Source organism: Micromonospora sp. H61, assembly GCF_018070325.1.
Lineage (GTDB): Bacteria > Actinomycetota > Actinomycetes > Mycobacteriales > Micromonosporaceae > Micromonospora > Micromonospora salmantinae.
The window spans coordinates 71,235-86,578 of sequence record NZ_JAGPXY010000010.1 but is presented as its reverse complement, the minus strand read 5'-3'; the positions used below and the strand labels follow the sequence as shown (position 1 = coordinate 86,578).

The window sequence follows — 15,344 nt, the reverse complement described above, 5'->3', positions numbered from 1 at the left end:
GTCGTGCCGGTCGCGCCCGCCGCTCGCCGTGTCACTTGCCGGTGATCTCCTTGACGCCATCGGCGTACGGCTTGGCGATCGTGTCGAGAACCTGGTCGGGCGACTTCGAGCCGTTGATCAGGCCCTGGAAGCCGGAGACCAGCACGTCGTAGTAGCCGGGGACCGGCCAGTCCGGGTAGAAGGCGAGCCCGTCGGACTTGCTGACCGTGTTGAAGTCCTCGATCAGCTTGCGGTCCTTCGGGTCGCTGATCTTCGACGCGTCAGCGGCGACCGGAACACCACCGTTGTTGCCGATCAGGTCCTGGATCTCCGGACGCAGGGTGATGTCGATGAAGTCGTACGCCAGGCTCTTGGCCTTGCTGTTCTCCGGGACGACCCAGAGGTTGCCGGAGGAGCCGGCCTGCAGGGTGTTGCCGGGGAAGAGGAAGGTGTCCCAGTTGGCCTTCATCTCGGTCTTGAACCGGCCGTACCACCAGCTGCCCGAGACGATCATCGGAACCTTGCCGCCGATGAAGGCGGTGCCCATGTCCTCGGCCTTGAGGCTTGCCGAGTTCTTCGCGACGTAGCCCTTCTGCACCCACTGGGCGAAGGTGTCCGCGCCGTACTTGAGCGGGTCGGCCTTGAAGTCGACAGGGTTCTTGTAGAGCTGGTAGTTGTCGACGAACTGCCGGTCGCCCTTGGAGAGGGCGAGCTGGTAGAAGAGCTGCCCGGCCGGGTACTCGGCGCCGGCCATGCCCAGCGGGGTGATGCCCTTGCCGACGAAGGTGTCCATCGCGGCGGTCATCTCGGCCATCGTGGTCGGGACCTTGACGCCGTTGCTCTGGAACAGGTCCTTGTTGTAGTAGACAGTGACGTACTCGCCGTAGTTCGGCACACCGAACCACTTGCCGGAGCCCATCACGCCCTTGTCGCTGTACCGGGCGGTGGTCTGCAGGCTGGGGCTGAGCTTGCCGGCCCAGCCGCGCTTGTCGGCCTCGCTGCTCAGGTCGGCCAGCAGGCCCTGGGAGGAGAGCAGCCCGGCGGTCGCGTTGCCCTTGTTGTACTCCATGATGTCCGGGCCTTCGGACGAGTTGATGATCATGCCCGCGTTCTGCTGGATCTGCTCGAACGCCTTGCGCTCGAAGCGCACCTCGACGCCCGGGTGTTCGGACTTGAAGATCTCGATCGCCCGGTCCCAGCCGATCCCCATGGCGCTGTTCTCGCTCTCGTAGTGCCAGAGCTTGAGGGTCTTGGCGTCGCTGTTGTCCCCGCTGTCACCACCGCCGCAGGCGGCCACGGTGGTCGTCGCGGTCGCCGCCAGGGCGAGCGCGGCGACGAGCCGGCGGAATCGCTGCATTAGCATCCTCCTCGTTGAGTATCTAGCCGGTACTTCACGGGGCCCGTCGTCGCGTTGCAGCGCGGCGGCGGGCCATTTACTGATCGGCCCCCATTGGCTGGCGGCTTCGAGGTGCGGCGGTCGACCCCCGGATCTCCAACGCGCACGGCAGCAGTTGCTGGTGACGAAGGTCGGCGGGGCCGTCCAGGTGGCGCGTGAGCGCCTCGATCGCGATCCGGCCGAGCGCCGAACCGGGTGACGTCATAGCGGTCAGCGCCGGGGTGGCCAGTTCGGCGACCTGCGGCGAGGTGACCATCGAGACGACGGAGACGTCGTCGGGCACCGACAACCCTCGGCCGGTCAGCTCGCCGAGGATGCCGAAGATCGCCGTCTCGTTCATGGCCAACACCGCGGTCAGCTCCGGGGCCTGCGCGAACGCGGCGGCCAGGGCTGCCCGCCCGCCGGCCGCGCTGTCCTCGGCCGCGATCATCACCGGCTCCAGGCCGTGCCCGGTCATCGCCGCGGTGAAGGCGTCACGGGTACGCAGCGCGGGCCCGTAGCCGCTGGCCAACGTGGCGGCCGAGTGGTTGACGTAGACGATCCGCCGGTGCCCGAGGCCGACCAGGTGCGCGACGGCCTCCCGGACGGTCTGATCGAAGTCGATGTCGACGTAGGAAAGCGTGCTGGTGTCGCCGGTGCGGCCGATCAGCACCAGCGGCACCCCCGCCTCCTGGAGCACTGTGACCCGCTCGTCGGCCAGCTGGACCTCCATCAGCACGACCCCGTCGAGCATCCGCTGACTGGCCAGCCGACGCAGGTCGTCGAGGTTGCCCCCGCCGACCGGCGAGAGCACCAGGTGGTAGCCGGCGACGCTGGCCGCGGCGGCGGCACCGGTGACGAAGGCGGTCTCGGTGGCGCCGAGGCCGCGTTCGTCCATCGGCATCAGCAGGCCGAGGATTCGGCTGCGGCGACTGGCCAGCCCACGGGCCATCGCGTTGGGCTGGTAGTCGAGCTGCGCCATCGCGGCGAGCACCTTGTTGCGGGTGGCCTGCGAGATCGGCCGGGTGCCGGTGAGCACGTACGAGACGGTGCTGACCGAGACCTGTGCGAGGCGGGCGACGTCGTGCATGGTGGCCACCGCGTACCTCCTCCGGCCTGGGGTGGGACCGCTCCCGAACTTCGTCGAAGCGTTTCGACGAAGCGGTTCGACAGGACGCTAGGCCACCTGTTACGGCGACGTCAATAGCCGATGTCGAAAAGAATTCAGGGGGCCCGCGTCATGAGCGGCCCGCGCCGATCTTGCGGTTCCTGTTGCCGATATGGAGGGATGCGCACCTTTTGTCGGGACAGAAAGTGCAAGATCGCGGAGCCGAGGGGCGGGGTGCGGTGCGGGGCGGGTCAGGGCAGGTTGAAGAGGGTGGCGGCGCTGGTCCAGCAGACCGCGCGTAGCCAGTCGTCGCCCAGGCCCAGCCGGGCCAGCCCGGTCACCTGGTCGGCGTACGGGTACGGGATGTTCGGGAAGTCGCTGCCCAGCAGCACCTTGCCGGCCAGCCCCAACTCGCGCAGCCGGGGCAACTCCTCGCCGGGGAAGGGCACGAACTGGTCGAAGAAGGGCGTGAACGCCATTGTGGTGTCCAGCCGGACCCGCTCGTACGTCTCGGCGAGGTCCAGGAAGGCCCGGTAGTCCGGGGCGCCCATGTGCGCCACCACCGCGGTCAGCCGAGGGTGGCGCGCGAGCAGGGCGGCGAACGGTTCCGGGCCGGTGGTGGCGGTCCCCACCGGGGCGTGCCCGGCGTGCACCACCACCGGCACATCCGCGTCGGACAGCATCCCCCATACCGGGTCCAGCGCCGGATCGGTCGGTGCGAAGCCGCCGACCTGTAGGTGCAGCTTGAACACTCGGGCGCCTTCGGCGAGGGCCGCCTCGACGTACCCGGGGGCGTCCGGCTCGGGGTAGAACGTGGCCGAGGCCAGGCACCCGGGGGTGTCGCGGGCGAAGTCCAGCGTCCAGCGGTTGAGTTCCGCCGCCATGCCCGGCCGGTGCGCGTACGCCAGGGCGCTGAACGCCAGCACACCGAGCCGGCGCAGGTGCGCGACCCGGTCGGCGTCGCTCCACCGGTAGCGGATCGGCCACTCGGTGCCGACCAATGGCCCGGCGGCGTCGAAGTAGGCCCACACCCGCCGCAGCAGGCGCGGCGGCAGGAAGTGCACGTGCACGTCGGCGAGGCCGGGCAACCCCAGGGCGCGGCAGAACTCCGGTACGCGTTCGTCCTCGGCCGGTGGGATCGCCGGCGCCGGATCGATCATATGTCGATGTCGAAACGGCTCAGCACCGAGGGCGCGATCAGGCCGACGGTGGCGAGCGCGGAGACGACGGTCAGTGCGATGCGCATGCCGACCACTTCGGCCTTGCTGCCGACGCGCAGGGCGATGCTGTTCGGCAGGCCGATCATCATCCACATGCGCCGCTTGATCGGGATCGGCCAGAGGATCGGCACGCCCGCTCTGGTGATCATGTCGCCGAGGATGTGCACGAAGCAGCCCACGCCCAGCGCGGTGCCGATCAGCGGATAGCCGCGTCCGCCCGGCAGGTGGGCGAAGGTGAACCAGGCCGCCCCGGCCGACGCGAGAGTGATGATCACCCACCCGGCCCGCTCGGCCCACTCGTCGAACAGCCCGCGCAGCGCCAGGCCGAACATGAAGAACAGGATGGTGATGACCGCCCACTTGCCGTACGCGGCGCAGAGCGCTGTGGTGCCCCAGCCGACCAGCAGTGTGAACGGCAGCGTGTGGGTCAGCGTCCGGTGCCCGTTGCTGCGGCGGGGGTCCTTGCTGAGCTTGGTGGCGTAGTAGACCCCGAGAGAGATCTTCTCCATCACCTCGGCGGCGAAGAGCGAGAAGACTCCGAAGGTACGGGCCACGGTGGCCCCACCCTGGTTCTTGGTCACCTTGCCCGACATGTCGAGGTCGGGAAAGAGCGCGCCACCGGCGCACACAGCGGTGCCCACCGCCAACGCGAGCGGCGACTGGTGGTAGTCGGCGAACTGCTCCAGCGCCCAGGAGCCAGCCAGCCACACCGCCGCGCCGGACAGCGCGTGTTGCGGTCCCATCATCTCGGCTCACCCTCCCCAGGGATCTTGAGCGCCCAAAACTACGCCACTGTAGTCAGCGTCGGCGCCGCAGGGGCATCACCCGGAAGGTCCACATCGGACTGTGTCACAGGGTGGGGGTGAAGCTCTGCCGGATCATCGGCAAGTATGCCGCGTTGACCTGCCAGTCGAACTCTTCTGTCAACCACGAGACGGTGTAGGAGCGGTCGGCCGAGGTGTTCGCCAACAGCCGGAAGCTGTGCACCGGAACGCCGACGCCGTTCTGCCAGCCGCACTCCCACACCGCGCCGCCCTTGAAGATGTCCATCGCGGAGATGTCCACCCTGCGATAGTCCGGCAGCGCGGCACTCGCGGTCAGCCGAGCCTCCTCGGCCTTCCAGTGCGCCACCGGATCCGGGCGGGCCGGCCCCGCCTCGACGCTGAGCACCCGCGACCCGCCGGATTTCCGGAAGCAGGTCACCGAGCCCTCGGTCCAGCGCGCCCACCCGACCGGCGCGGCGATCCGGAACCCGGTCGGGTCGTCGTACCAGGTCCAGCCCTCGCGCAGCCCGTACTTCACGCCGGGTGGCGGTGACACCGCCACCACCGGGGTCGCCGACGGTGGCGGGGACGACGTGCAGGCGAACGCCGCCGGCCGGGAGGTCGGCGCGCCACCGCCCGAGCCGGACGGTGTGGTCCCGTCATCGTGCCGGTTTATCAGCGCCAGCGTGACGCCACCCGCGACGAGCACAGCGGTGGCCACACCTCCCAGGGCGATCAGACGCCGTCGCCGGCCGGGTGGGCGCCGCGGGCGCGCGCTCGGGGCTGGCGTGGCCGGCTCGCCCGACGGGGCCACCGGTTCGACGGGGTGCGGCGCGATGGCCCGCCCGGCGCTGAGGACCGCCACGACCGCCGAGGAGCGGACCGACCCGGCGGGCTCGTCGTCGCTCGCCGCGGCGCTGCGCAACAGCGGCTCCGCCTCGGCGGCGGTCAACCGCCGCCAGGGGTCGCGCTGCAACAGGCCGATGAGGACGGGACGCAACGGGCCGGCCCGACGCATCGGGTCCGGTGGTTCGGTGGCCAGCGCGCTGAGCGTCGCCATCGCGCTCGACCGTGCGTACGGTGACTGCCCCTCGACCGTCGCGTAGAGCGTCGCGCCCAGCGACCACATGTCGGTGCGCGCGTCGGACACCCCTTCGCGGGCCCGCTCGGGGGCGACGAACTGTGGTGAGCCGAGCACCGTGCCGGGCCCGGTCATCACACCGTCGCCGCCGTCGAAGGTGGCCAGCCCGAAGTCGGTGAGCACCACCCGCCCGTCGTCGGCCACCAGCACGTTGGGCGGCTTCACGTCGCGGTGCAGCACCCCGGCGGCGTGCGCGGCCCGCAACGCGGCGAGCACCGCCAGCCCGATCCGGGCGGTGCGCTGCGGGCTCAGCGGCCCCTCGGCGCCGATGATCTGCTGCACCGATCGCGACGGCACGTACTCCATCACGATCCAGGGGCTCTCCCGGTCGTGCACCACGTCGTAGATGCGGACCACGTTGGGGTGGTTGAGCCGGGCGGCGGTGCGTGCCTCGCGCAGGGTTCGGAGCCGCAACTCCGCGCGCTCGGTCTCGGCCAGCCAGGACGGCGGCACGACCTCCTTCACCGCCACGTCGCGGTGCAGCATCTCGTCGCGAGCAAGCCACACCCGGCCCATTCCGCCGGTGCCGACCAGGTCGAGCAGCCGGTACCGACCCGCGATCAGCAACTGATGCACGGTCGCTCCCCCTCGGTCACCCCGGGTTCCACGATAGCCACCTATGCCGGCTTTCTCATCCACTGAGCGGCCTCGATCCACGACGGACGGTGGTTCGGATCATGGCCATACGGTGCAGGTCAGCGGGGTGGTCGGAAACTCTTTCGGACCAGTTCCCAGTCCGCTGCGGCCCCGGCCCAGTCCTCGTCCCGGGTGATCCAACCCAGCGTCCAGCGGTCGGTGCCGAGGACCTGTTGTCGGGCGTGCAGCCATGAGCCGTGCGGCGTCTGCCAGCGCAACTCCCACTCGGCTCCGCCGTCGCGCGCGGCGAGCCGGATCTCGTCGTACCCCGGCAGAGCCCCCGCCCCGGCCGCCGTGGCGCGGGCGGTCCGCAGGAGTTCCAGGGGGTCGACGGCGCCGCCTTCGGCGACGCTGAAGGCCCGGCCGGTCGCCGGGTCCTGGAAGCACGCCACAGTGCCGTCGCGGGAGGTCAGCCACGTCGCCGGCACGGAGACCCGGAAGCCGGCGGTGTCGGCGTGCCAGACCCATCCGGGCGGCGGCCGGAGTTCTTCGCCAGAGGTCGGCGTGCCGGCCCGCACAGGCGATCCGACGACGTCCGGGCGGACACAGGCGAACGGGGGCGGGGGGACGTTCCGCCCGTTCGGTGGCGGGCCGGGGCCGAACGGCCCGCCGTTGGGCGGCCGGTTCGGCGGCGGCGAGGACCAGCCGGTGGGGTCGCTGGGTTTGTCGCCAACGAGGGTCAGCGCGGTGCCGACGCCGGCTACGACGGCCACCAGCAGCGCCACGGCGACCACCGCCACCCGACGCGCGGTACGTCCGGCGGTCGCCCGATCCGGGGCCGGCGTGGGGGAGGCGTCACCGGCTGCGGCCGGGACGGCCGGGTCGGGCAGTGGAACTGTGGGGTCCTGGTCGTCGGGGTCGTCCGCCGTGGCGGGCTGGCCAACCAGCCCTGGCGCCGGTCGGTCGGCCGAGGGGCGGTCGGTCGCCGACAGCGGGTCGGCGCGGCCGGTCGCGGCCGTCCTGAGCAACCGGCGGGCGGTGTCGTGGTCGAGGCGCTCGCGCGGGTCGCGGCGCAGCAACCCGTCCAGCACCGGGGCGAGCGCCCCGGCGTGCGGGGCAGGGTCGGGCGGGCCGGCGGCCAGCGCGCTCAGGGTGGCCATCGCGGTGCTGCGGGCGTACGGGGACTGCCCCTCCACCGCGGCGTGCAGGGTCGCCCCGAGCGACCACAGATCGGCGGCCACTGTGGACACCCCCTCGGCGGCCCGCTCGGGGGCCACGTACTGCGGGGAGCCGAAGACCATGCCGGGGCGGGTCATCGCGCCGTCGCCGCCGTCGAAGGTGGCCAGCCCGAAGTCGGTGAGCATCACCCGCCCGTCGTGCGCCACGAGCACGTTCTGCGGTTTGATGTCGCGGTGCAGCACCCCGGCGGTGTGCGCGGCCTGCAGCGCGTCGAGCACGGCCAGCCCGATCCGGGCCGCGCGGGCCGGTTCCAGCGGCCCCTCGGAGTCCACGACGTCCTGCAGGGTGCGGGACGGGACGTACTCCATGACGATCCATGGGCTGCCCTCGACCGCGACGACGTCGTAGAGCCGGACCACGGCGGGGTGGTTGAGCCGGGCCGCGGCGCGCGCCTCCCGCATGGTGCGTGAGCGCAGCTCGGCCCGTTCGTGATCGGCCAACCAACTCGGTGGAACGATCTCCTTGACCGCCACCTCGCGGTGCAGCATCTCGTCGCGGGCGCGCCACACCCGACCCATGCCCCCGCGACCCACCAGGTCGAGCAGCCGGTACCGACCGGCGATCAGCACCTGTGCACGCTCCTCCTCAGCCGCTGTCCGGGCTACACCCTAACCAGCGGATCGGAAGTCACCTATCGGTCGTCCGACTCGGCTCAGCAGGCGGCGTGGTCGGCGGCGGCAGCGAGCAGGTTCCCTTCCGGGATGGCGATCCGGGTCCGCCCGCCGCTCAGGCGGGCGGCGGCGCGTCGGGCCTGCACGGGGCCGTGTTCGCGACGAGCGGTGGCGTAGCTGGCGGCGGTGCGGGCCGCGATGGTGGCCCAGCCGTACCGCTCGCCGACCATCGTGCGGGCCCGGCGGGCCAGCCGCCGGGCGAAGACCTCGTCGCCGAGCAGCTGGCCGACCGCGCCGGCGAGCGCGTCCGGGTCGCTGTGCGGGAACGTCACCCCGGTCACGCCGGGTTCGACGATCTCGGCGAGGCCGCCGGTACGGGCCACGGCGAGGGGCGCCCCGGCGGCCGCCGCCTCCAGCGCCACCATGCCGAACGGCTCGTAGAGGCTGGGCACCACTGTCGCATCGGTGGCGCCGAGCATCGCCGGTAGTTGGGTGGAGTCGAGGAACCCGGTGAACCGGACGGTCGAGCTGAGGGCCAGTCGCCGGGCCTCTGCCTCCAACTCGGTGCGGTACGGGCCGTCGCCGGCGATCACCACGCGCAGCCCCGGGTGTCGTTCGCGCAGCCGCGGCACGGCGTGCACCAGGTGCTGGACGCCCTTCTCGTAGACCAGCCGCCCGGCGTACCCGACCAACGGGCCGTCTCCGGCGAACCGTGCCCGGGCCGACGCGACCGCTCTTGGGCGGGCCCGCCAGGCCCGGTCGTCGACCCCGTTGGGCACCACGTCGACCTGGGCGGCCGGTACGTCGAACAGCGCGGTCACCTGGTCGCGCATGTAGCCGGAGCAGGTGATCACCCGGATGGAGGAGCTGCTGAGCCAGTGCTCGACACCGTGGATGGTGCGGTTCATCTCCTCCGGCAGCCAGCCCTGGTGCCGTCCGGCCTCGGTGGCGTGCATGGTGGTGACCAGGGGGAGGTCCAGGTGCTCGGCCAGGGTGACGGCCGTGTGGGCGACGAGCCAGTCGTGGGCGTGGATGACGTCGTAGGAGCCGGCCTGGGTGGCGCGCAGGGCGGTGCGGGTGAGGGTGTGGTTGAAGGCCATGGTCCAGGCCAGCAGGGAGCCGGTGGCGAGGGGGAAGGTGACCGGGTCCTCGGGGGCGCGCAGGATGCGTACGCCGTCGGCGTATTCCTCCAGGGGTGCGCCGTCGCTGTGGCGGGTGACGACGGTGACCTCGTGGCCGGCGGCGGCGAGGGCGACGGAGAGGGCGTGCACGTGTCGACCGAGACCGCCGACGAGCACCGGCGGGTACTCCCAGGAGAGCATCAGCACCCGCAGCTGTCGGGCGGGGTTGATGTCGATCACGTGGGCATCGAGTGACATGCGGCCCCCTTTGAGTTGTCCCCGGGCGCGCGCCGACCGACACCGAATCGATGTCGCCGTCGCGTCTGGATCGGGGCCAATCCTGCCGGGATCGCGATAACCAGCGGCGACACCACCGTTGCGGTCGTGTAAAGCGCTACTGGCTCTTTCGCCGCACCCGCAGCAGCTCGGCCACCGACCATGCCTGGAACGGGCACCCGGTAGCGGTGTGCGGCGCGAGGCCATCGGCCGTCTCGCTCACCGAGCCTAACCCATATTCCATCAAATGGGCCTCAATGCCGACGAATGCGTCATCGACGGACATCTTTCCCCGGCGCGCGGCGTCCACGTACGGGCCGAGCAACCACGGCCAGACCGTGCCCTGGTGATAGCCCCCGTCCCGGTCGGCCGGGCCGCCCCGGTGCCGGCCCACGAACTCCGCGGAATCCGGGGCCAGACTGCGCGGCCCGAGCGGGGTGAGCAGCCCGCCCCCGACCCGCCGCAGCGTCGCCTCGTCCGGTTCCATCGGCGCGTACGGCAGCGACCACGCCAGCAACTGGTTGGGGCGCAACGCGTCGTCGTCGTGCAGGGCGGCGCCACCCAACGGGTACGCCGGCGCGGGCGCGTCCAGCACGTCGTGCAGCCAGCCGGTCGGGGCCGGGAACCGCTCCCGGAACGAGGCGGTGGCCTGCCGGTGGCGTCGCCACAGCTCGTCGGCGTCCTGCCCGGCCAGCTCGGTCAGCTCCGCGAGCCCGGCCAGCCCGTTGATCCACAACGCGTTGACCTCGACCGGCTTGCCGGTCCGCGGGGTGACCGGCACCCCGTACACCCGGGCGTCCATCCAGGTCAGCGCGGTGCCGGCGGCGCCCTGGGTGAGCAGCCCGTCGGCCGGGTCGACCCGGATCCCGTAGCGGGTGCCGGCGGTGTGGGCGTCGATCACCGCGCGCAGCGCGGGCAGCAGTTCGTCGCCGAGGTCGGTGTCGCCGGTGACGGTGACGTGCCGGCTCACCGCGTGCAGGAACCACAGCGTGCCGTCGACGGTGTTGTACTCCACCCGACCGGTGTCGGCCGTGTTGGCGAGCATTCCCTCGGACAGCGTCGCCGCGTACGCCCGCAGCAGCTCCCGACCCTCGTCGGCGCGACCCGTGCAGAGGAACAACCCCTCGTACGAGATCATCGTGTCCCGCGACCACGCCCCGAACCACGGGTAGCCGGCCACCACGTCCACCGCCGCCTGGTTGGTGCGCACCACGAACGCGTCGGCGGCCACCGCCAGGGTGGCGTCCACGTCGTCGGCCGGCTTCGCCGTCGCCACCACCCGCCGGTTGCGTCGCCTCGCGGTCGCCACGATCTCCCCCGCCGGCGGCGGCTCCTCGTCGAGTCGACCGGCCCAGGCCCGCACCGACACCGTGTCGCCGGGCCGTTCCAACTCACCGGAGAAGCGGCCCGCGTACCAGAGGTCCTCGTCGGCGTTGAGGCCCCGGTTGGCCTCCTCGCGGTGGTGCACGCCCAGCCACCACTGCCCCTCGGGCGACCAACCCGGGCCGGCGAGCCGGTACGCGCCCTCGACCACCGCGCCGTCGGCCACCGCCTCGACCTGCGGGATCGGGCCGTCGGCCCGCCGTTCGCCGTGCGCGTCCCGCCAGGTGCAGGCGGCCGACAGCTCCAGCCGGACCGGACCACCGGCGACCAGCCGGTGCACCACCGCGACGCAGGAGCGGCCGGGCAGCATGGCCAGCTCCCGTTCGATCACCACAGCGCCGATCCGCCACCGCCACCGGGGCAGCCCGTCGACCAGGTCGAAGCGCTCCAACAGCTCGAAGCCTCGCGGGTCCACGTCGCCGGAGGCCCACTCGTGCGCGCCGAGGCGCACCCGCGCGCCGGACGGCAGGGTGACCGCCGGATCGAGGCTGACCAGTCCCACCTGGCGGGACGCCGGCGTTTCGCCGGGAACCACCAACAGACCGTGGTAGCGACGTGTCCGCAGCCCGCCGACAGTGCCCATCGCGTAGCCGCCGAGGCCGTCGGGGACCAGCCACTCCCGGCTGGCCGCGCTGGTCAGGTCGCCGCAGATCTGCGGGCCGAAGTGAATGTCGATCAACTTTCCTCCACCGGCGGCGGGGTGTAACACGCCACGACGAGAATGGCCGCTGTGGTCAAGTACCGCGGCGACGTCAAAGATGTGCACGTGATCACTGACCGATCGTCCTCCGACGCCTCGCCACCCGACGCTGAGCGGCTCCGGCTCGCCCAGGCTGACGCGGGGGAGCAGGACTGGCGTGCATGGGGTCCCTATCTGTCCGAACGGGCGTGGGGGACGGTGCGGGAGGACTACAGCGAGCACGGTACGGCCTGGGACTACTTCCCGCACGACCACGCGCGGTCCAGAGCCTACCGGTGGAATGAAGACGGGATGGCCGGCGTCTGCGACGAACGACAGACCTTCGCGTTCGCCCTGGCCCTCTGGAACGGCAAGGACCCGATCCTCAAGGAGCGGATGTTCGGCCTCGGCGGCGACGGCGGGAACCACGGCGAGGACGTCAAGGAGTACTGGTGGTACGAGGACTCCACACCCACCCACTCCTGGATGCGCTGGCGCTACCACTACCCGCAGGCTGCCTTCCCGTACGACGAACTCGTCGCGGTGAACGCGTTGCGCGGCCGCGACGACACCGAGTACGAGCTGGTGGACACCGGGATCTTCGACGACGACCGGTACTGGGCGGTGACAGTCGACTACGCCAAGGCCTCCCCGACCGACCTCTGCATGGTGGTGACAGTCGCCAACCGGGGCGACCAGGCGGCCACCCTGCACGTCCTGCCCACCCTGTGGTTCCGTAACACCTGGTCCTGGGGCCTGCCCGGCGGCGACCGGATCCCCCGGCTGACCGGCCAGGGCACCCGGCTCGTCGGCGAGCACCGGGTGCTCGGCCAACTGCTGCTGGAAGGCGACGGCGGCCCGGTGCCGCTGCTCTGCGACAACGACACCAACGCCGAACGGCTCTGGGGCCTACCCGGTCGCTCCCCGTACCCGAAGGACGGCATCAACGACCACGTCGTCAACGGCGCGGCCACCGTCAACCCCGCCCGGGAGGGCACCAAGGGCGCGCTGCACTACGTGCTCGACGTGCCGGCCGGCGGGCAGCGCCAGATCCGGCTGCGGCTGACCCGTACCGCGTCGCCGCCGGCCGCCGCGCCGCCGCCCCCGGCCGACCTCAGCGACGGCTTCGAGGCCGTGGTGTGGGCGCGGCGGGCCGAGGCGAACCGGTTCTTCGCCGGAGTGATCCCACCGGCCGCCACAGCCGACGAGGCGCTGGTCGCCCGGCAGGCCATCGCCGGGCTGATGTGGGGCAAGCAGTTCTACCACTTCGACGTCAAGCGCTGGCTCGAAGGCGACCCGGGCTCGACACCGCCGCCGGCCGGGCGTCGGCACGGGCGCAACAGCGCCTGGTGGCACATGACCAGCTTCGACGTCATCTCCATGCCCGACCCGTGGGAATACCCCTGGTACGCGGCCTGGGACCTGGCCTTCCACTGCGTGAGTATCGCCCGGGTCGACCCGGGCTTCGCCAAGGAGCAGATCCTGCTCCTGCTCCGCGAGTGGTACCTGCACCCCAACGGGCAGATCCCGGCGTACGAGTGGGCGTTCGGTGACGTGAACCCGCCGGTGCACGCGTGGGCGGCGCTGAAGGTGTTCGAAATCGACGGCGGCCGGGACTACGAGTTCCTGGCCCGGGTGATGCACAAGCTGCTGCTCAACTTCACCTGGTGGGTCAACCGCAAGGACACCGGCGGCAACAACGTCTTCGAGGGTGGCTTCCTCGGGCTGGACAACGTCGGGCCGTTCGACCGCTCGGCGGCGCTGCCGGTCGCCGGGGTGCTGGAGCAGTCCGACGGCACCGGCTGGATGGGCATGTACGCGCTCAACCTGCTGGACATGGCGATCGTGCTCGCCGAACACGACCGGACCTGGGTGGACACCGCCACCAAGTTCTTCGAGCACTTCGCCTACATCGCCGCCGCCGCGTACGAGCAGGGTTTGTGGGACGACGAGGACGCGTTCTTCTACGACGTGCTGCGCCTCGCCGACGGCACGAAGGTGCCGCTGAAGGTCCGCTCCGTCGTCGGGCTGCTGCCGTTGGCCGCCACCACCCGGCTCACCGCCCGGACCCTGCACCGCCTGCCGGAGCTGGGCGCCCGGCTGCGCTGGTTCCTCACCAACCGCCCGGAGTACGCCCAGGTGATCGGCACCCGCCGCCTCGGCCCCGACGGCCGGCAGCAGCGACTGCTGTCCATGGTCGGCCCGGAGCAGGTGGTCCGCCTGCTCGCCCGGATGCTCGACCCGGACGAGTTCCTCTCCGACTTCGGTCTTCGTACGCTGTCCCGCGCCCACCTGGACAAACCGTTCTCGGTCACCCTCGGCGGGCAGGAGTTCTCCGTCGGCTACGAGCCGGCCGAGTCGACCAGCGGACTGTTCGGGGGCAACTCGAACTGGCGCGGTCCGATCTGGATGCCGACGAACTTCCTGCTGATCAGCGCGCTGCGCGACTACGCGGCCTTCTTCGGCGACGACCTCCAGGTGGAGTACCCGACCCGCTCCGGTGTGAAGCACACCCTGGACGAGATCGCCGACGACCTCTCCGCCCGGCTGATCTCGCTCTTCACCCAGGACGACTGGGGTCGACGGCCGATCTACGGTGCCGCTCAGATGTTCCAGACCCACCCGGACTGGCGCGACCTGATCGCCTTCCCCGAGTACTTCCACGGCGACAACGGGGCCGGCCTGGGCGCCTGGCACCAGACCGGCTGGACGGCCCTGGTAGCCGACCTGATCCTCACCCTGCGCCGCTGACCCCGCCCGCCCTCGCCCCGCCCTTGCGGGCGGGTCCGAGTCCGCCCGCCTCTGCGCCTCGTCGGCATGATCGCGCTCGATCCAGGTTGTAGTGGCATCGCCGGCGTCGGGAGGCCACTCGATCCTGGATCGAGCACGATCATGTCGGTCGGCGGAGGCAGCACCACCCTCGGGCTGCTCGAACTATTCGGTGAGCACCTTCACGGTGTCTGCTAGTCCGTCGTTCCGGTTGATGCCGACGAAGAATTCGCTCCCCACGTGGGTGACATCTTCGATCTCATCGACCAAGTTGTTCCCCGGAATTCCGATGTCACTCTCCACATCGCCTCCAGACCAGTTGTACTGGTACACCCAATTCCACCCGGTAGCGGGCGTTGAGGTGTTGATCGACTTGGTGTTCCAGATATAGTTCTCTGAGCAGTCAATGCCTTGGTCGGAACGATTATCGTGACTCGTCAGGTTGCTCTTCACTAGCGTCCATCCGCTCGTAAGCGCGCCGGCGCCGGGATGTGTCCACAGGCTACCCAACCGTCGGGCAGCATATTTGCCGGCTCCACCGGCGGCCGTGGCGCTGTAGCAGAGACCGCTGATGTTGCCTATCGGTAGACGCACTTCCCCGGTTGTGCCAACAGATCCGTCGGCGTTCAGGCGCACGATTGTCACCTTGTCGCTCAGAAACGCGGATTGGCTCCCCTGGGTAGCAATCAGGGCCGGGCCCTGGCCCAGATAGTTCGCGTTGTAGGCGAGGTCGTTACCGTGGCCGAGTGTGGGTATGGACGTTGGTGCCCCGGCGCAGACCCAGCTGGTGCCGTCCCAGGTTGAGCCGTCGCGCAACCACCTGGACAGGACGGGCTCCGCGCCGGCCGCCTTGGTGAAAATGATGTAAAGCTGGCCGCCTGGCCCTGCCACCATGCCTTGCATGACCGTGCGACCGTCCTTGCACGCACTGCTGTTCGGGATGTTCAGCCGTTCCGCCCCGCTCCTGTCCGTAGCAGCGTAGGCAGATGCCGCTGGGACGATAGCGATTCCAACTGAGAGTGCGAGCACGGTCGCGACGCTCGATAGTTTCTTCAATTCGGTGTCTCTCCTCTGCGGGTAAGGCGAGGGGAGGGTATCAGTTG

General features: G+C 71.0%; 10 protein-coding genes. 1 reads left to right on the top strand and 9 read right to left on the bottom strand.

Annotated features, from left to right (window positions below; genetic code table 11):
- Nucleotides 1-31: 31 nt before the first annotated feature.
- From KBX08_RS08015 to KBX08_RS07980, 8 genes are all read right to left on the bottom strand, one after another.
- Nucleotides 32-1,336, bottom strand: a complete 1,305-nt coding sequence (locus KBX08_RS08015) for an ABC transporter substrate-binding protein (RefSeq protein ID WP_210781966.1) — start codon at nt 1,334-1,336, stop codon at nt 32-34.
- A gap of 76 nt (nt 1,337-1,412) precedes the next feature.
- Nucleotides 1,413-2,444, bottom strand: coding sequence for a LacI family DNA-binding transcriptional regulator (locus tag KBX08_RS08010; RefSeq protein WP_238688439.1), 1,032 nt, complete (start codon nt 2,442-2,444; stop codon nt 1,413-1,415).
- A 269-nt stretch (nt 2,445-2,713) separates the two neighbouring features.
- On the bottom strand, nt 2,714-3,622 hold the full coding sequence (locus KBX08_RS08005) for an amidohydrolase family protein (RefSeq protein WP_210781962.1): 909 nt from the start codon (nt 3,620-3,622) through the stop codon (nt 2,714-2,716).
- A complete protein-coding gene (locus tag KBX08_RS08000) occupies nt 3,619-4,428 on the bottom strand; it encodes a metal-dependent hydrolase (RefSeq protein ID WP_210781960.1) in 810 nt (269 codons plus the stop codon). Before KBX08_RS08000 ends, KBX08_RS08005 begins: the two co-directional genes overlap by 4 nt.
- A 103-nt stretch (nt 4,429-4,531) precedes the next feature.
- Nucleotides 4,532-6,163 carry a protein kinase gene (locus tag KBX08_RS07995; protein WP_307850478.1) on the bottom strand — a complete coding sequence of 544 codons (1,632 nt, stop codon included), beginning with the start codon at nt 6,161-6,163 and terminating at the stop codon, nt 4,532-4,534.
- A 119-nt stretch (nt 6,164-6,282) separates the two neighbouring features.
- Nucleotides 6,283-7,971, bottom strand: a complete 1,689-nt coding sequence (locus KBX08_RS07990; RefSeq protein WP_307850477.1) for a protein kinase — start codon at nt 7,969-7,971, stop codon at nt 6,283-6,285.
- A gap of 83 nt (nt 7,972-8,054) precedes the next feature.
- Complete coding sequence (locus tag KBX08_RS07985; protein WP_210781958.1) at nt 8,055-9,392, bottom strand: glycosyltransferase family 4 protein; 1,338 nt, start codon at nt 9,390-9,392, stop codon at nt 8,055-8,057.
- A gap of 136 nt (nt 9,393-9,528) precedes the next feature.
- Nucleotides 9,529-11,472 (bottom strand): amylo-alpha-1,6-glucosidase, encoded by a 1,944-nt coding sequence (locus KBX08_RS07980; protein WP_210781956.1) that lies wholly within the window; start codon nt 11,470-11,472, stop codon nt 9,529-9,531.
- Between the two features lie 42 nt (nt 11,473-11,514).
- Here KBX08_RS07980 and KBX08_RS07975 point away from each other — a divergent pair, with 42 nt between their 5' ends.
- On the top strand, nt 11,515-14,223 hold the full coding sequence (locus KBX08_RS07975) for a glucosidase (protein ID WP_210781954.1): 2,709 nt from the start codon (nt 11,515-11,517) through the stop codon (nt 14,221-14,223).
- 183 nt (nt 14,224-14,406) lie between these two features.
- Here the strand turns inward: KBX08_RS07975 and KBX08_RS07970 are convergent, their stop codons facing one another.
- Nucleotides 14,407-15,144, bottom strand: a complete 738-nt coding sequence (locus tag KBX08_RS07970) for a hypothetical protein (protein ID WP_210781952.1) — start codon at nt 15,142-15,144, stop codon at nt 14,407-14,409.
- Nucleotides 15,145-15,344: the final 200 nt, after the last annotated feature.

Coding starts and splice junctions, on each gene's coding strand:
- KBX08_RS08010 (WP_238688439.1), bottom strand. CDS start 2,444: ATGCACGACGTCGCCCGCCTCGCACAGGTCTCGGTCAGCACCGTCTCG.
- KBX08_RS08000 (WP_210781960.1), bottom strand. CDS start 4,428: ATGATGGGACCGCAACACGCGCTGTCCGGCGCGGCGGTGTGGCTGGCT.
- KBX08_RS08015 (WP_210781966.1), bottom strand. CDS start 1,336: ATGCAGCGATTCCGCCGGCTCGTCGCCGCGCTCGCCCTGGCGGCGACC.
- KBX08_RS07970 (WP_210781952.1), bottom strand. CDS start 15,144: ATGCAAGGCATGGTGGCAGGGCCAGGCGGCCAGCTTTACATCATTTTC.
- KBX08_RS07985 (WP_210781958.1), bottom strand. CDS start 9,392: ATGTCACTCGATGCCCACGTGATCGACATCAACCCCGCCCGACAGCTG.
- KBX08_RS08005 (WP_210781962.1), bottom strand. CDS start 3,622: ATGATCGATCCGGCGCCGGCGATCCCACCGGCCGAGGACGAACGCGTA.
- KBX08_RS07975 (WP_210781954.1), top strand. CDS start 11,515: ATGGCCGCTGTGGTCAAGTACCGCGGCGACGTCAAAGATGTGCACGTG.